The sequence below is a fragment of the Ruegeria sp. AL7 genome, from assembly GCF_056536105.1.
This window is the reverse complement of sequence record NZ_JBQFJF010000001.1, coordinates 1,153,481-1,169,688: the sequence shown is the minus strand read 5'-3', so window position 1 is coordinate 1,169,688 and position 16,208 is coordinate 1,153,481. Positions and strand designations below refer to the sequence as shown.

The following is a 16,208-nucleotide window of genomic DNA, read 5'->3' as shown; positions in this document are numbered from 1 at the left end:
CTATCGATACAACTGTACGACGTCGCGAAAGATGCCGCCGAACCCGTTGCCGCCGCTGCCAACACCGGTCACATCGGGGAAACCGACGACCTCTCCGTGGATGTCGAAACTGGGGGGCGAGCCGCCGTCATCACCCACCGGTTCAGTCAGGAACACGGCAACAAATTTTGTGACTGGAACTCCGGTGGTCGAACCGGATACCGGGTTTTGCGCGCAATCAACACCAGCAGCCGTAACAACGCGCCGCGCCGGGTCTTCGGACATCTGGCTGGAACACATCGGGCGGCCGGTTTCAGCAAGCGAAGGGTCCAGAATGGAGCTTGCGTTCGGCGGCGCGTGTGGGTTTGAATTTCCGTAGGCTATTTCCCTCAGATACATTCCGTACCGCGTTCCTGCGAAAACGGTATCCGACCCGGACAGCGCGGGCAGATGTGTGTCGCTGCCGATGCCGTCGGCAATCCCATCTGCCAGATCGTGGTTTCGATTAAGGTACCCGGTTCGATCCCAGTTGCCGTCACCGAAACGGTTGTTTCCACCGCAGGTGCCCGCCGTCATGCACAGGTCGCGCCCCAAACCTGTTGTATCAGGGGTCGTCTGTTCATTACCCTGAATGCAAGCGCCGCCACCGTTGCTTTCAATCCCCTTGATCACATTTGGTGCGGGCGCGAAATCGATATTGTTCTTCTCACCGTTGAGAACCGAGCGGTAGATGTCAAAGCGGACGTTGAATGCAGCGTTGGTAATGCCGTTTTTCTGGCCGGGTTCGGTGTTCAGACCATTGGTCAGAACACATTGGGTGATCTGGCTTTGCGCCGCGATCAGACAGGCCAGCTTATTGCCCCCTTCGTCGGCACATACACCCGAGCTGTCTTGGAAATTCGCCAGATCAATAAAGCCGAAATTGCCCGGACCCCAAGCCGTTCCGTTGCCGCCACTGCGCAGCAATATCTGGTCGCCTACGGTCAAAGTGGATTCCCAATTCGGGGGCAGGCAGAACATTAGGGGTGAGATATCGCACGCCGCTTTCGAGTATCCGGCCACTGCCTCGGCTGAAACGCTGGCAGCAGAAAACCCAGCCCCACCAAGCATTTTGTCCAGCGCCGAAGCCAGGCTCATCGTCAGGGATTTAGGTGTCAACACGATCTGCGCGAACCTGGCCTTTCGTGGATCGGTTGTAATATCTGCGCCAAGCGGGGTCAGATCCGATGCCGGAAGCGCCGAGTGAAACAGGAGGGTATAATCCGAAGATCCTGAAAGCGTGGTCGCCCCGTTTGCGAATGTCTGGCTGTCGCTGACAAGATTTGCTGCTGCATTTGTGGCTCGCGTAATCGCGTCCGGTTGGCCGTCCAACTCTCCCGCTGCGGCCAAAGCTACGTTGTCGGCGAATGACTGAAGCTCTGCATGTGTCGAATTCAACCGGCCAACGTCCAGTGTGATTGCAAAGAACCCAAGGAATGCGACCAAAGCAGTGCCCCACAGGATCGCGACGGTGCCGTTCTCCTCTTGGGCGAATGCGGATATGATAGCGCGAGTTGGCATGGCTGAACTTATTGACCGGGTGTCTGACTGACTTTGATTGGGCGAATGCGGGGTTTGACGCGCGGAGTCGCGGACGCCGGCGCAAGCTGCGCATCTTTTTGGGTATCAGGTTGCAATTCGGCGGCGGGCGCAGTTTCTGTTGCCTGTTCCGCTTCTTCCTGTTGCCGCTGGATGGTCACAACCTCAGTCTCGGTTCCCCGGCGCAGCTTTACAGTGGGTTGAATATCCACCTTTTCTACCGGTCCTTCCTCCTGCAACAGATCGCGCAGGCGAACCATCTCCATGGGTTCATCCTCGACGCTGTCCAGGGTGCGCAGTGTCAGGCTCAGGGTTCCGGCCTTTTGAGCCAGGGCCAGACGTTGACCTTGCTGCGGGGTCACTTCCACCGTAATCGTGCGGGCGACCTCCGGCTGATCGCTTAATTCTTCCGACTGCTGGTCCACGCCAATGACGCGAATATTCTGCAAGATGGTGACCGCGCGCAGGTCCTGCTTGGCACCTTGGGTCAAGACGATATCAACGTGATCGCCTGGGGTAACAAAACCGCCCACGGCTGTTACAGCATCGACCTCGATCGCCATGGCGCGTGTGTTTTCACCCAACTTCTGAACAAGGGTGACTTTTTCTCCAAAGTTCGAAACCTTGGAAAGAAGCATTACTTCGCCGGGATAGAACCGGCCCTTGGCGCGCCGCAGCTGACGGCGATTGTTTGGAACAAGTACATCAATGTCCGTGAAAACTCCGGCCGGGAGCGCCTCGCGCGGCCAGGGGTGAATTGTGACGTCGTGCGCTTCGATCGTTTGACCAAACGCGATTTCTGATCGGGCCACGTAGATCTCAACCAGATCGGCATCTGGCGAGACACCGGCAGTGCTTGTCTTAAACTGAATGTGATCTTTCGCCAGGTAAACGGAACCGGACGCTATCGCAATTCCAAACAGTGTAGAAATGATTGGCCTGATACGCATCACTCTCTCCAACAATTACGTTCTGAAATATGGAACTTCGGTCGTCTTGTTTTCGCGAAATTCCTGGCGGTGAACTCTGCGCCGCAACAGTGGCGCGGCGGCACAGAGCTCTGTATTTTGGTAAGTGTGTTTGGGTCAGCAGGTCGCGCTACCCAGAGCAGCGCATGCACCAGTCACGTTTGTGTTGGTAGTGGTGCCCAGATACGAGAATGCGCCAACTGCAATCGACGCCACGACCAAAAGAGCCAGGCCATATTCGACAATTGCTGCACCGCTTTCATTCTTAACAAACTTCTTCATGAATTTAGTCATTATTTCCCCCAAATAGGTTAGACGTTATCAGCGCTCCGTATTCTTGAGCGCAAGCCAGGCGAAAATGCATTAGCTCGGGAATCAGAATAGGAACGGGGGAAATGCGTGCCTTCCTTCAAAGGTAATTGAAATACACCTTTTGGTTGAATTAATTTAAGAAAATCACCCTTTTGGGCGAATACATTTAACCCTGCGTTAACAACGTATTAACGTTCAGCGAATCGCCCTTTTTCGGAAACAATGAATTGAGCCGGGTCGCAATTGTGAGCGGGATGGTGGTTGATTTTTACTGACCGGTCTGGCGTTTGCGGATTGGCATCGTGCGGTTCAGTGATGACAAGACTTAGAAAAGCATATTAAAAACAGATATATAAAGTTTCTTAAAAGCCTTTGTTTGAAAACTTCCCGCGCAGACAAGCCGATAATTCCGGTTGCTGTGACTTCGAAAGGAACACAAATTTGTTGTAGTAACCCGAACCTGTTTGTTTGGTCGGTCTGTTTAGTTGAATGGTTAATTGTTATGAGTGTGAGTTTTTTAAAGAGCGCTCAGGCGAGGGAGAGTCTGGACTTTGTAGTGGAGTGGACTCAGGCCCTATGCGGTAATGGCTCCGTGTCTCGATCCGTAAATTGTTTAATGCGCCTGGCAAATGCTGATGCGGTTCTAATTGTCAGAATGCAGAAAAAGGATTGGAAGGCAAAGCATATTGCGCGCTGTTGTGTCCAGCAGGGGAAAATCTGGCCTTCACAGCCGCAAACGCAGGCAGAGTTGGTTATTGGAGAATGTATATCAACGGCAAGGCCGGGTTCAGTCTGGAAACTATCAGACTTGGTGTTATCCGACGCATCACCAATCTCCCATTGTCGGCCCCAAAGGCCTGAGGGGCTGGTGGAGGTTATCCTGATTCCGCTGGACGTAACCGGGGCGCAGGTTGATTACATTGAGCTTCACTACAGTATTCACCCGCAGACCTTCGAACTTGATCTGATAAGTGCGCTGGCTCCAACATTATCGTCTGGCTGGAGCAAACGCTTGCCTGGAACAGTTGCTGCCAACTCCGAGGTTCTTCGGAGTCACCGGTCCAAGTTCAACAGCAACAATCGCTTTGTTCCGATCCTTGATCCACATAATCCGGCCGACCTCAGCAGATGCGAGTTTCGGGTATGTGCGATGATGAAAGAGGGAATGACTGTGAAGACGATTTCGGAGACTCTGTCCATTGGCCCGACAACAGTTCGTTCGCACCTAAGTTCCATATTTTCCAAAACAGGGGCGACGAGCCAGGTCGAGCTTTTGCATCTATTGAACCGAAGCGTTGATGCTGACAGGGGTTTTGCTCAGATCGCGGGTTAGCGAACCGAATGGATTGCTATCAGGACGGTCTGAAGACCTTTTTTTGATCTTTTAAGGATCCATCTGTCGTCATGGTCCTACCCATTGTTGTTCCATGACGGTCGAACAACTGCTGAACTTAGTCGCAATTTCGTCGGCTGTCTTGTAAGTTTCTAAATTTCGGCCGCAATTTTGCTCTCTATAGCAATGTAGGGAATCTGACTCGTTCGCCATGACCAACTGCCGCTTTCGTGGGGAGGAAACAACCCTACGGAGTGGGGAGAGCGCGTCAGATTTTTATGCTCTTCCAGTTTGATTGTATCTGTTGACGAAAAAATATCCTGTTTTGTTAGCTACTTAGTCGTTGTTCATGATTTCGCGACAACATTAACATAATGTGAACAATGTATTCTCTGAGTGTTCAACTGGCTCGGGGCATACTGATCGCACAGGCCGGGCAAACCACGTCCGGTTGAATGGAAGGGGAACAGCATGATCAAGACTGCTATTGAGGTTGCGCCGTATGCATGTGCGACAATGCAACCCCATAATCCCGTCATGAACGGCGAAGTTTCAAGTAATACAAATTCGAGCAGCAGTCGCTTCCCTCCTATCGAAAATGCACTGACAGAAATCGTAAATAACAAGCGACTAGAAGAGGCGAACCGGGACTTCTGAAAATCAGACGTCCGATGGATTTCCGGATCAACTTGATCAGGGAAAGATAAAGCCCGCTCCGAATTGGAGCGGGCTAAATTTTTTCTCAGTAACCTTTGCCAACTTGCGTCGGGCATAAGCGCAATACAACCTGGCGGTCAGGATCTTAATGAGAAAGTCGGGCCAGCCAAACGGCTGGTAATCACTTAGCTGGCCCGGTCTTCTGCCCACTTCATGAGAATGAAGGCAAAAGCTATTAGCTATCCAATCCGAGCATTGCCTTTACAGCAGCCTCGACCTCGTCGGTGACGGGTTTGTTCGCAGCGTCTTCCAATGCTGCGCGCTCATCGAGTGACTGCTGCTCAACGGCGTCTGCCAGGTCTTCGACGTCTTGCACGGCTTCCTCGTACTCCAAGGCAGCCTGTTTTTCGGCATTCAGGCTGTCAGCGGCATCTTTGGAAGCTTGCAGATCATCGTTTGCGTCCTGAAGTGCGTCCTCGATATCAGGATTGGTGCCTCCCGCATCTGCCAGTTGCTGTTCGAGATCATCGACGATGTCCTGCTTTTCCTGAACATCGGCCAGCGCATCCTCAAGGTCGTCATTGATTTCAGCGCTGGAGCGCTCCGGCGGGGTCATATCATCCAGAAGGTCTTGTTTTTCGGCAAGCTCAGCTCGGATGCTGTCGCCAGCCAAAACCGTGTCGCGATAGGTTGCAATGCGACCGACGCGCGAATTCGGAGCAGCGTTCTGAAGGGCCTTCTCACTTGCGTTGGCTGCGTTCAGTGCGCCCAGTTCCGAAGGGTGGACGCCCAGCGCGGCAGCCAGTTTGTTCCCTTTCTTGTGGGAATCGGTCAGGTCCGTTTCCTCGACTTGAACCTTGGATTTTGTCGCGTGCGCTGACGGTGCGGTCTTGGTCTGAGTTTTCTTGGACTTCTTACCGGTAAACAATTCTTTCAAAGAGAACGATTTTCCCTTCGAAGATTTTGACTTCGAACCCTTTGCGCCAGAGGTAGTGCGCCCCGACTTACCGGCGGATTTTGAACCACCACTTTTAGCCGCCCCATTACCGCCGCCTTTGCCATTTCCGGCGCCGTCGCTGTTTCCTTTACCGCCGCCGTTTCCTTTACCGCCACCATTGCCCCCACCGTTGCCATTACCGTCTTTGGCATAGGCCACATCAGGAAGGGCAACTGCCGCCACAATTGCGGTGGAGCCCAACATTGCGATTGCGAGAGCGGAGGCCTTCAGCACGCCGGTCAAATTGGTTTTCATAGCGGTCCTCGTAGGTCGAACGCGGGTTTCATTTGGGCCGGCAGTGTGTTTCGCGCTTTGCACACACAGAAAACGCTTGCCGGAATCAATATCTGACAGGTGCTATCTAAACCCATCATCATTGAACCCACGCCGAACTGTTCGTTCATCGCCAGTTCATGTTGAAATCGATAGATTGTTAAGGTGGTTGCGCAGTAAAGAGTGCTGAAGATGAGAAAGCTCTTAACCATCTTGTTTCTTGTTGCCGTTCTCCAGCCCGGAGAAGGCAATGCAGCCGTTCGTGAGCTGAAGCAGGCAGAACTGCGCAAAGCAACAACCTCGGGCAACGCAATCCGGTTGCAGAAAGTCATCAAAGGGGTCGAACAGGTCTTTGGCGGTACGCCCATTGATGCGCGAGCTTTTCAGGCCGACAAAGTTTACTACCGCGTGCTGGTTAAAAAACCGAACGGGAAGATTGTCAGTGTTATTGTTAACGCAAAAACCGGCGTTGTCGTTTCCAACAGGTCCAAGATCGGCAAACAAATCTCAGAAGCGGCCAAATCTGCGCCCGGAAACTCGGCCAATGCGAAATCTCAAGGCAAGTCTTCTGCCAACGCAAATGGTGGTCAAAGCGGCAACCGTGGGAACAGCGGTGGCGGTCGCGGCAATGGTGGCGGCAATTCCGGAGGTAACGGTGGCGGCAACTCCGGTGGTAACGGTGGTGGCAACTCGGGTGGTAACGGTGGTGGCAACTCGGGTGGTAACGGTGGCGGAAACGGCGGCGGCAACGGGGGTGGTAAAAAGTAATGGTTAAACTGCCATTCGCACGCCTATAATTCCCAAGTATGAGAGTTTTACTGGCAGAAGACGAACCGCACCTTTGCGAGCAGATCAAGAAACTGTTGAACGCTGAAGGTCGGGTCGTGGACATTGTGAACAGCGGCCTGGAAGCTTTGCATCTGGGTGCAACAGAACCCTATGACATGATCATCCTCGATATTGGATTGCCGGAACGCGATGGCATTTCAGTTCTGCGGGAATGGCGCAGCGCGGGCATCAAGACCCCGGTGCTGATCCTCACGGCCCGCGATGGCTGGAGCGAAAGGGTCGACGGATTGGACGCAGGCGCGGACGACTACATGACCAAGCCATTCCATATGCCCGAACTGGCAGCGCGGGTCCGTGCCATACTGCGGCGGCAGAGCGGTCAGTTGAATCCCGTCGTCGAAATGGGAAATGTTGTGCTGGATACCCGCAACGGGCGTGTAACGGCGGATGGCGTGCCCATCGACCTGACCGCGCAGGAGTTGGCTGTTCTTACATATCTGGCCCATAATGTTGGGCGTATGATCTCAAGGACCGAGTTGTCGGAACATATCTACGAATACGATGGAGACAGGGACTCGAACACCATTGCCGTCTTCATAACCCGTCTGCGCAAAAAACTTGGCCCTGATCTGATCACAACGATTCGGGGCCGCGGATACATGATCGACTCTGCCTGATGTTATCCCTGCGTCAACGGGCTCTACTGGGGGGGATCGCGTCGGGTGCCCTTTCAGTGGGTGTTGGTACGCTGGCCGTGTTCTCGTTCATCAATGCCCGCGTTTCAGACAGGTTTGATACCGCACTACTTGATCGTCACACGCAACTGGTCGTTGGGTTGAGCGTTACGACCCATGACCCGGATGCGCTGCGGAATCTGATGTTCGATCCAGCCTATGGCACACCGTATTCCGGCAGATACTGGCAAGTCAGCAACAGCGAAGGTGAGATCTTTACGTCGGCTTCCTTGTTTGATGAAGTCATTGCCGAACCGCCGGGGAACCCTGATGTAACGACGCTTTGGAACACGCCTGGTCCGGAAAGCGAAGCTTTACGAGGAGCCTTTCAGAAAATTACCTATGAGGATGGAACGGTCTGGGGGGTCAGCGTTGCCGAAAGTCAGGCCCAGCTTGTCGCGGAACGCCGCGCTGCACAACAAAGCCTGCTTCCGGTTTTTGCGCTGGTTGGTCTGATCGGTGTCGTTGGGTCGCTACTTCTGACGTCAATCATCCTGACGCCACTCAGAAAGCTTCGGTCAGATGTGGCGCATCGTTGGGATCGGGACGAAGACCTTAGGCCAGGCGATTATCCAGAAGAGGTGTCTCCTCTGGTCGAGGATCTGAACCAGCTCTTGCGTCGAAACCGGGAAATCGTATCGGGATCACGTCGTCAGGCGGCAGATTTGGCCCATGCCCTGAAAACGCCTACTGCAATCATGCGCAATGAATTGGTGCTGTTGTCCGAAGCGGGAGGTTCTACGGAAACCGCTGTGGAAGCTCTCGACCGCATTGACGCGCAACTGGGCCGGTCTTTGGCCAGAATGCGGGCGCTGAACACTGCAGATTTGACCCATTCTCGTGCTGATCTGTCTCATTCGATTGATCGACTGGCGCGTCTGTTCACCACCATGGCCGAGCGCGAAGGAAAGTCATTGGAAATCGAACGCGACCCGGGTCTTTGGGTGCGTATGGACGCGCAGGATATCGAAGAAGTTTTGGGCAACCTGCTGGATAACGCGGTCAAATGGTGCAAACATAAGGTCCGCGTGACGGCCATGAGAACCTCGAACGGGATCGAAATTGTGATTGACGACGATGGTCCGGGAATTCCTCAGGACGCTCACCGCGAGGCGCTGCGATCGGGGGGGAGGCTGGATACCTCTGTTTCGGGCAGCGGCCTTGGGCTGGCCATCGCGGTTGATTTGTTAAAGGCCTATGACAGTCGACTTGATCTGGGTGCATCCAGCTCGCTTGGCGGTCTGGAATGCCGGATCGTAATTCCGAAGGGAACCAATGCGCATCCTGCGACGGGCTGATCATTTGCCCTGAAGGTTCAGGGTGCTTTGGGTGTGACGTAGGTGGACAAGGCGCCAAAACAAGAAAAGCGGACCCATGACAGGTCCGCTTTTGCCCTTGCGGGCGATAGGCAGCCAAGGTGGGCTTAGCTGCTCATGTCATAGGCCCGCTCACCATGTACCGAGAGGTCGAGGCCATTTGTCTCGGTCTCGGCGTTTACGCGAAGTGGTGTGATCAGTGCAACCAGTTTGACCAACACAAACGTGACAGCTGCCGCAAAGACACCCACGATAACCAGCCCGCCCAACTGTGCGGTCCATGTGCCAAGGCCGAACAGGGCGATCATGATGGTGCCGAAGATGCCTCCGACGCCATGTACTGCGAACACGTCCAATGTATCGTCGATATTCAGCTTGTTGCGCACCAGACTGACGGCTTCCTGACACAGAATGCCCGCGACAGCACCGATGATGAGGGCCTGAACCGGACCCACAAAACCCGAAGCGGGCGTGATCGAGGCCAGACCTGCAATTGTCCCGGTGACAAGACCCACCATCGAGGCTTTGCCAAAGCGGATGCGTTCCCAAAGCGCCCATGTCAGTGACGCAGTTGCGGCGGACAGGTGGGTAACGGTCATCGCCATCGCAGCGCCACCGTCCGCGGCCAGTTGCGAACCGCCATTGAAGCCGAACCAGCCGACCCACAGCATCGCGGCGCCGACCATGACATAGCCGGGATTATGCGGCGGGGTCGTTCGGTTTCGGCGCGGGCCAAGGATGACGGCGATGATCAGGGCTGCCAGACCAGCGGTTTCGTGCACCACGATACCGCCAGCGAAATCACGCACGCCAATGTCACCCAAAATACCACCATCGGACAGCATTCCACCGCCCCAGATCCAGTGAACCACCGGCGCATAGCACAGCAGCATCCACAGCGCCGAGAAGGTGAGCACAAAGCCAAAGCCCACCCGTTCAACATATGCGCCCACGATCAGGGCCGGGGTGATGATGGCAAAGGTCATCTGAAAGGCAAAGAACAGGATTTCTGGGAGAGTGCCAGCAAGGCTGTTCACATCAACACCGTTGAGGAAAGCCTTGCCCAAACCACCCCAAAGCCCACTTTCACCGGGTCCAAAGGCGATGGAGTACCCGGCCACCAGCCACAGAATGCTCATCAAACAGGCAATGGCAAAGCAATGCATAAAAACGCTGAGCACGTTTCGGGCACGTACAAGCCCGCCGTAAAACAAGGCCAGACCCGGTAATGTCATGAAAAGGACCAGTGCTGTAGCAACTATGATCCAGGCTGTATCGGCTCCATTCATGGGCCGCTCTCCTTTTCCCTGCATGGTTTCCCGGGCAGGTCATCTGACAACGCCCGGGATCGAGTGAGTGTATGTGCAGAGCCTTGAAGCGGAGGGCAGGTGAGGAAAAAAGAGGCAATACCCGAATTGGTCGCCTATTTTGTCGCCTTTTGTTCAAGTGATGACAGTTTTGGCGGCTATGGGCAGATAATGCCTAAAAAAGGTGCGCGTTATGAAAGCCCGGTCAGAAGCAACGCCAGCGCATGATCCCGCGCGGCGCGGCGCACCGCATCCCGCCCTTGCGCGCCAAACTCAATCGTTTCTGTTCGGGTTTCCCGGCCTTCTCTGGCCAGTCCGAAACATACGCGCCCTTCGGGTTTGAATTCAGACCCGCCCGGCCCGGCAATGCCGGTAATCGCGACGGCAAGCTGCGCTTGTGAGTTGCGCAATGCGCCTTCGGCCATTTCGCGAGCGACCTGCTCGGACACTGCGCCGAAAGCCTGCAGGGTTTCTGCCAGCACACCCAGCATGTCCTGCTTGGCCCCGTTGGTATAGGTAACAAAACCCCGATCCACGACGGCCGAGCTGCCGGGTATATCCGTCAGGGCCGCAGCGACCATACCGCCGGTGCAGCTTTCCGCAGTGGCGATCATAACGCCCTGCGCTTTGGCGCGGTTCAGCAGGTCGGGCACGTTCATAGGCCCAGAACCCCGTGCGTGATGCCAGCCAGAACCATCACGCCAACGGCTGCGAAAATACCCGCAATCACGTCGTCCAGCATCACTCCCATAGGATCGCCGCGACGATCTGCCCAACCGACGGGGCCGGGTTTGGTGATGTCGAACAGGCGGAACAGAGCGAACCCGGCAACCCAGCCGGGCCAGAGGGCGGTAATGTCGATCCCATGCGCCCAGGACGGATATGAGATCGCCCAGAGGGCAATGAACTGGCCCGCGACCTCATCGATGACGATTTCCGACGGGTCGTGATCGTCCTGGCCGTCGGTCATCACGCGCGTGGCCCACAGGCCGCCTGCGAACACCACGAGCGTTGCGATTGCCAGCAATGGGAATCCGCCCAGCGTGTGCAGGACCCAAGCCATCGGCAGCGCGGCCAGCGAACCCCAGGTGCCGGGGGCAGGGCGTATATATCCGACGCCGCCAACGGTGCCAATCAACTGCGCCGCGTTCATGATTTCACCAGACAGGCCGTCGCAATCGATGCGATGCCTTCACTGCGACCGGTGAAGCCCAGACGCTCGGACGTGGTGGCCTTGATCGAGACCTGATCGGCACGCAAGCCCATGATTTTGGACATTTCTTCGCGCATAACAGCGGCGTGAGGGCCAATCTTCGGGTATTCACAGACCAGCGTACAATCCACGTTCGAGATGCGATACCCCATCTGTCCAGCCAGTTCGACCGCGTGACGCAGAAAGATCTCGCTGGCGGCCCCTTTCCATTGCGGATCCGAGGGAGGAAAATGCTGTCCGATATCGCCTTGCGCCAATGCGCCATAAATCGCGTCGGTTACAGCATGCATCCCGACATCAGCATCCGAATGCCCCTGCAACCCGCGATCATGGGGAACCTTCACACCGCAAAGGACCACATGATCCCCGTCGCCAAACCGGTGCACGTCATAGCCGTTGCCAAGTCTTACATCCATATCCATTCCCATGATACGTTCCGCCCGGGCAAAATCCTCGGGGCGAGTGATCTTCAGGTTGTCCGCATCGCCCGGTACGATGCAGACATCTACCCCCGCAGCGCGTGCAACCTCAACATCATCAGCAGCACCGCCCGGATGCGCCGCATGGGCGGCGGTGATGGTGTCATAATGAAAGCCTTGCGGTGTCTGTGCCGCAAACAGGTTGCTGCGGTCTTGCGTGCCTGTCACGTCCCCGTCTTGTCCTATCCACAAGGCGTCAGTCACCGCTAGTCCGGGGGCCGCGGCCTGATGTGCATCCAATGCGTGCAAGACGTCCTGAATGGTGCGCGACGAAACGCAAGGTCTGGCAACGTCATGAATCAGGACGCGCTTCACGTCGAGGTGCGCCAGGGCCTTCAAACCATTGCGTACAGAACCCGTGCGATCTGTGCCGCCCGAGGCGAGGATCAGATCGGTGCCACGAAACTCCTCCCAGGCCAGAGTGTCTTCGTCGGATAAGACCAGAACGATATGAGCGACCTGTCCGCGGAACCGATCGATTGTCCAGTCTGCCACGCGACGACCTGCAAGGCTGCGCCACTGTTTTGGGACGTCGCCCCCTGCGCGCATGCCGCGGCCTGCGGCGACTATGATGGCAGCTGTGGTCATGCAGCGCGCCCTCCATTTTGTTGCGTTTGTTTAGGCGGCGGTGATTGCAGTGGCAATCACCTATGGTCTAGTGATTAAAAAATAGGCAGATGATGGTTTTGCGGGCTTGTTGCGCGTCGTTTTGTTGTTCATATGCGTGGAATTCGATATCAGAACTGCAACTGCCCAAGGATTAAGCACGTTGACTTTGCGCTTCGCTGACAAATTCGTAACATCGCCGGTTTTGCTGGCCCCGATGGCCGGAATCACAGATCGCCCGTTTCGGGATCTGGTTATGCGCTTTGGCGCCGGCATGGTCGTCAGCGAAATGGTCGCCAGTCAGGAAATGGTGCAGGCCAAACCCGGAGTGCGGGAGCGCGCCGAACTGTCTGCAGATGTGGAAAACACGGCGGTGCAACTGGCAGGGCGCGAGGCGCATTGGATGGCCGAGGCCGCCCGTCAGGTTGCTGATCGGGGCGCGCGGGTGATCGACATCAACATGGGGTGTCCCGCCAAGAAGGTGACAAATGGGTATTCCGGTTCGGCCCTGCTGAAAACACCGGACCACGCACTGACGCTGATCGAGGCCGTTGTCAGTGTAGTCGACGTTCCAGTGACATTGAAAACCCGTCTGGGGTGGGATGACACCCTGCTGAATGCCCCCGAGGTTGCGCGCCGTGCACAAGAGGCAGGCGTTCAGATGGTTACGATCCACGGACGCACGCGATGCCAGTTCTACAAGGGGCGCGCTGACTGGAGCGCAATCCGGGCCGTGAAACAGGCCGTGTCGATTCCGGTTATTGCGAACGGAGATATTGTAGACACAGCAGCCGCACGAACCGCATTGGAACAATCTGGTGCAGATGGGGTCATGGTCGGGCGTGGCGCACAGGGTAAACCCTGGCTACTGGCGCAGATCAGTCACGACCTTTACGGGGCGGATGCGCCGGATATTCCGGTCGGGAATGACCTGATCGACATGGTGCGCACGCATTATCAGGCGATGCTGGGATTTTACGGTGCCGATCTGGGCCTGCGTGTCGCCCGCAAGCATCTGGGATGGTACATGGATCAGGCCGCAACCCCTGCGCCGCTGCGGCGGGCGGTTCTGACGTCGCGCAGCACGGATGAAGTCCTGCGTCTGCTTGGGGACGCACTTGCCGAAACGGGCGAGGTGGCGGCATGAATTCCAACGCCAACATCTGGAACTCATTGCCGGTTCCGGCTTTTATTATTGATGAAAACGACCGCATCGCAGATGTGAATTCGGCGGGCGAGGGGTTTTTGAATGCCTCGCGCCGGTCGGTAATCGGGCACCCGGTATGGGACCAGATCGCCGTTGACGCGCCGCTGGAGGAAGCATTCCTGCGCGCCCGCTCGCAAGGCACGCCACTGTTCGTAAACGATGTGGATGCGGGTTCAGGGAACCGTGCGCCGTTGCAATGTGCGTTGCAGATCGCGCCTCTGGTCGGCCATCCGGGGTCGATGATCATGATCATATCTCCTCGTGAACTGGCGGGCAGGATGACCTTGGGCAACACGGTCAAGTCAGCGGCGCAGTCGGCGATTGGCATGGCCGAGATGCTGGCGCACGAGATTAAGAACCCGTTGGCAGGGATTACCGGTGCAGCGCAACTGCTGAGCATGAACATTTCGTCACAGGATCTTGAACTTACAGACCTTATTGTGGCCGAAAGCCGCAGGATCGTGAAGCTTCTGGAGCAGGTCGAGCAATTCGGCAACTTGCAGAAACCGGACCTCAGGCCGGTCAACATCCACGATGTGCTGGACCGTGCAAGGCGGTCCGCGCTGCTGGGATTTGGCGCGGATATGACAATCATCGAGGATTACGATCCTTCATTGCCGCTGGCCTATGGCGATCCGGACCAGTTTCTTCAGGTGGTTCTGAACCTGCTGAAAAACGCATCCGAGGCTGCGGGGCCGCAGGGTGGTACGATCCGTCTGCGCACTTATTTCGAACATTCCTTCCGCCTGCGCCGAAGCGACGGATCGGGTCATTCCCTGCCGTTGCAGATCGAGATCATCGATGACGGTCCGGGCCTGCCCGAGGATATCCGTGGTGATATCTTTGACCCGTTCGTGTCGGGCAAGGAAAACGGCACTGGTCTGGGGCTGGCGCTGGTCAGCAAGATCGTTTCCGACCATGACGGCTGGATTTCCGCCGACTCCGTGCCCGGCCGCACCGTATTCAAACTGTCGCTGCGCCGCGCGCCGCGAGATGCAACCGAACACAAGAAGGAGAGCACCTGATGGATGGCACCGTACTGGTTGCGGATGACGATCGCACAATCCGCACCGTTCTGACTCAGGCGCTGACGCGGGCCGGATGCAAGGTGCACGCAACATCTTCGCTGACCACCCTGATGCGTTGGGTCGGCGAAGGCAAAGGCGACGTGGTGATCTCGGACGTTGTCATGCCCGATGGCAACGGGCTGGAGATGTTGCCGAAGATAGCAAAGGATCGCCCTGGATTGCCGGTTATCGTGATTTCGGCGCAAAACACGATCATGACCGCAATTCAGGCGGCTGAGGCTGACGCATATGACTATCTGCCCAAACCGTTTGACCTGCCGGATTTGATGAAACGCACGGCGCGGGCGCTGGATCAGAAGCAGCGCGCACAGCCGGAACCCATACAGGCAGGTGGTGAACGCCCGGATGAGCTGCCTCTGGTCGGGCGCACGCCAGTCATGCAGGCCTTGTATCGGTTGGTCGCACGCGTGATGAATACCGACCTGCCGGTTATGATCTCGGGTGAAAGCGGAACGGGTAAGTCGCTGATTGCTCGGGCAATTCACGACTTTTCGGATCGGCGTACATTACCCTTTGTCACAGTCACCGCAGCCGACCTAAGCGATCTGGAGGGCCCGGCCCGCGTGATGGCGCGGGTGCGTGGCGGTACGCTGCTGATAGATGAAATCGCGGATATCGGCGATGAAATTCAAGCCCGCGTGGTGCGTATGATGGATACGCCCGGTGATCATGTTCCGCGTTTCATGGCAACCAGCCAGACAAACTTGACCGATGGGATGGAAAACGGCCGTATCCGTCAGGACTTGTATTATCGTTTGTGTGGGGCGACGATCCACGTGCCCTCATTGCGCGAAAGGGTCGACGATATTCCACTGCTGGCCGAACATTTTCTGGCCCGGGAGGAGAAGGAAAATGGCAACAAGCGGTGGCTCAGCCCGGAAGCGGTTGAGTTGGTGCGGCGCTATTCATGGCCGGGGAATGTGCGGCAACTGGAAAACGCCGTTCGCCGTTTGGGGCTGACCAGTCGGGCAGATGAGATTTCAAAGGCCGAGGTGGAAATGGTGTTGGGCAGCCAGCCCGAAGCTGCACCGGTTCTGAGCGGCGGCGAACGCGAGAAGCTTTCAACCTCGGTCGAGCGTCACCTGCGACGGTATTTCGATCTGCACGGCAATATATTGCCGCCACCGGGCCTTTATCAGCGGATATTGCGTGAAGTTGAGGCCCCGCTGATCGAAATCGCACTGGATGCAACTGGTGGAAACCAGGCAAAATGTGCTGATTTACTGGGGATTAACCGAAATACGCTGCGAAAAAAGATTACAGATCTCGATATTCAGGTGACACGGCGCCGCAAACTGATGTAATATCGCCACACAAACCGTGGCATCCCGGCATCTGTCGGGAATAGACCACGAAATATGGCGGTAAGCCG

At 56.2% G+C, this 16,208-nt stretch carries 16 protein-coding genes; 8 read left to right on the top strand and 8 right to left on the bottom strand.

The genetic code is table 11. From position 1 onward, the window contains the following. The 3 genes from ACR3E2_RS05805 to ACR3E2_RS05795 form a co-directional block, all read right to left on the bottom strand. Positions 1-1,539 carry a pilus assembly protein TadG-related protein gene (locus tag ACR3E2_RS05805; RefSeq protein ID WP_480480660.1) on the bottom strand — a complete coding sequence of 513 codons (1,539 nt, stop codon included), beginning with the start codon at positions 1,537-1,539 and terminating at the stop codon, positions 1-3. A gap of 8 nt (positions 1,540-1,547) precedes the next feature. Next, the gene (gene cpaB, locus ACR3E2_RS05800) at positions 1,548-2,507 is read right to left on the bottom strand and encodes a Flp pilus assembly protein CpaB (protein WP_480480662.1); all 960 of its coding nucleotides are present in this window, start codon (positions 2,505-2,507) and stop codon (positions 1,548-1,550) included. A gap of 135 nt (positions 2,508-2,642) precedes the next feature. After that, positions 2,643-2,819 (bottom strand): Flp family type IVb pilin, encoded by a 177-nt coding sequence (locus tag ACR3E2_RS05795; RefSeq protein ID WP_209503749.1) that lies wholly within the window; start codon positions 2,817-2,819, stop codon positions 2,643-2,645. Positions 2,820-3,492: 673 nt separating this feature from the next. On the opposite strand from ACR3E2_RS05795, the gene ACR3E2_RS05790 reads away from it, so the two are divergent. Then, positions 3,493-4,170: a helix-turn-helix transcriptional regulator gene (locus ACR3E2_RS05790; RefSeq protein WP_480492696.1), complete on the top strand. Its 678-nt coding sequence runs from the start codon at positions 3,493-3,495 to the stop codon at positions 4,168-4,170. 471 nt (positions 4,171-4,641) lie between these two features. Continuing rightward, the gene (locus ACR3E2_RS05785; protein WP_480473092.1) at positions 4,642-4,827 is read left to right on the top strand and encodes a hypothetical protein; all 186 of its coding nucleotides are present in this window, start codon (positions 4,642-4,644) and stop codon (positions 4,825-4,827) included. A gap of 235 nt (positions 4,828-5,062) precedes the next feature. Here the strand turns inward: ACR3E2_RS05785 and ACR3E2_RS05780 are convergent, their stop codons facing one another. Beyond that, positions 5,063-6,079 (bottom strand): hypothetical protein, encoded by a 1,017-nt coding sequence (locus ACR3E2_RS05780; protein ID WP_480480667.1) that lies wholly within the window; start codon positions 6,077-6,079, stop codon positions 5,063-5,065. Positions 6,080-6,289: 210 nt separating this feature from the next. Between ACR3E2_RS05780 and ACR3E2_RS05775 the strand changes: the two genes are divergently transcribed. The 3 genes from ACR3E2_RS05775 to ACR3E2_RS05765 are packed head-to-tail and all read left to right on the top strand — an operon-like array spanning position 6,290 to position 8,918. After that, positions 6,290-6,865, top strand: coding sequence for a PepSY domain-containing protein (locus tag ACR3E2_RS05775; protein ID WP_480480669.1), 576 nt, complete (start codon positions 6,290-6,292; stop codon positions 6,863-6,865). A 38-nt stretch (positions 6,866-6,903) separates the two neighbouring features. Continuing rightward, on the top strand, positions 6,904-7,563 hold the full coding sequence (locus tag ACR3E2_RS05770; protein WP_209503754.1) for a response regulator transcription factor: 660 nt from the start codon (positions 6,904-6,906) through the stop codon (positions 7,561-7,563). Continuing rightward, positions 7,563-8,918 (top strand): sensor histidine kinase, encoded by a 1,356-nt coding sequence (locus ACR3E2_RS05765; protein ID WP_480480671.1) that lies wholly within the window; start codon positions 7,563-7,565, stop codon positions 8,916-8,918. The genes ACR3E2_RS05770 and ACR3E2_RS05765 overlap by 1 nt, the downstream gene beginning before the upstream one ends. Positions 8,919-9,043: 125 nt before the next feature. On the opposite strand, the gene ACR3E2_RS05760 is transcribed toward ACR3E2_RS05765, so the two are convergent. The 4 genes from ACR3E2_RS05760 to ACR3E2_RS05745 form a co-directional block, all read right to left on the bottom strand. Next, positions 9,044-10,225 carry an ammonium transporter gene (locus ACR3E2_RS05760; protein ID WP_480480673.1) on the bottom strand — a complete coding sequence of 394 codons (1,182 nt, stop codon included), beginning with the start codon at positions 10,223-10,225 and terminating at the stop codon, positions 9,044-9,046. A 209-nt stretch (positions 10,226-10,434) separates the two neighbouring features. Then, complete coding sequence (locus ACR3E2_RS05755) at positions 10,435-10,902, bottom strand: CinA family protein (RefSeq protein WP_480480675.1); 468 nt, start codon at positions 10,900-10,902, stop codon at positions 10,435-10,437. Further along, a complete protein-coding gene (locus ACR3E2_RS05750) occupies positions 10,899-11,396 on the bottom strand; it encodes a phosphatidylglycerophosphatase A family protein (RefSeq protein ID WP_480480677.1) in 498 nt (165 codons plus the stop codon). Before ACR3E2_RS05750 ends, ACR3E2_RS05755 begins: the two co-directional genes overlap by 4 nt. Continuing rightward, positions 11,393-12,523, bottom strand: a complete 1,131-nt coding sequence (locus ACR3E2_RS05745) for a bifunctional 2-C-methyl-D-erythritol 4-phosphate cytidylyltransferase/2-C-methyl-D-erythritol 2,4-cyclodiphosphate synthase (RefSeq protein ID WP_480480679.1) — start codon at positions 12,521-12,523, stop codon at positions 11,393-11,395. Before ACR3E2_RS05745 ends, ACR3E2_RS05750 begins: the two co-directional genes overlap by 4 nt. Positions 12,524-12,704: 181 nt before the next feature. Between ACR3E2_RS05745 and dusB the strand changes: the two genes are divergently transcribed. From dusB to ACR3E2_RS05730, 3 genes are read left to right on the top strand one after another with little or no spacing between them, the layout of a single operon-like run. Further along, a complete protein-coding gene (gene dusB, locus ACR3E2_RS05740; RefSeq protein ID WP_480480681.1) occupies positions 12,705-13,688 on the top strand; it encodes a tRNA dihydrouridine synthase DusB in 984 nt (327 codons plus the stop codon). Further along, the gene (locus ACR3E2_RS05735; RefSeq protein ID WP_209503761.1) at positions 13,685-14,773 is read left to right on the top strand and encodes a two-component system sensor histidine kinase NtrB; all 1,089 of its coding nucleotides are present in this window, start codon (positions 13,685-13,687) and stop codon (positions 14,771-14,773) included. The genes dusB and ACR3E2_RS05735 overlap by 4 nt, the downstream gene beginning before the upstream one ends. Continuing rightward, entirely contained in the window at positions 14,773-16,140 is a 1,368-nt protein-coding gene (locus ACR3E2_RS05730) for a response regulator (RefSeq protein ID WP_480480683.1), read from the top strand. Before ACR3E2_RS05735 ends, ACR3E2_RS05730 begins: the two co-directional genes overlap by 1 nt. Positions 16,141-16,208 lie beyond the last annotated feature (68 nt).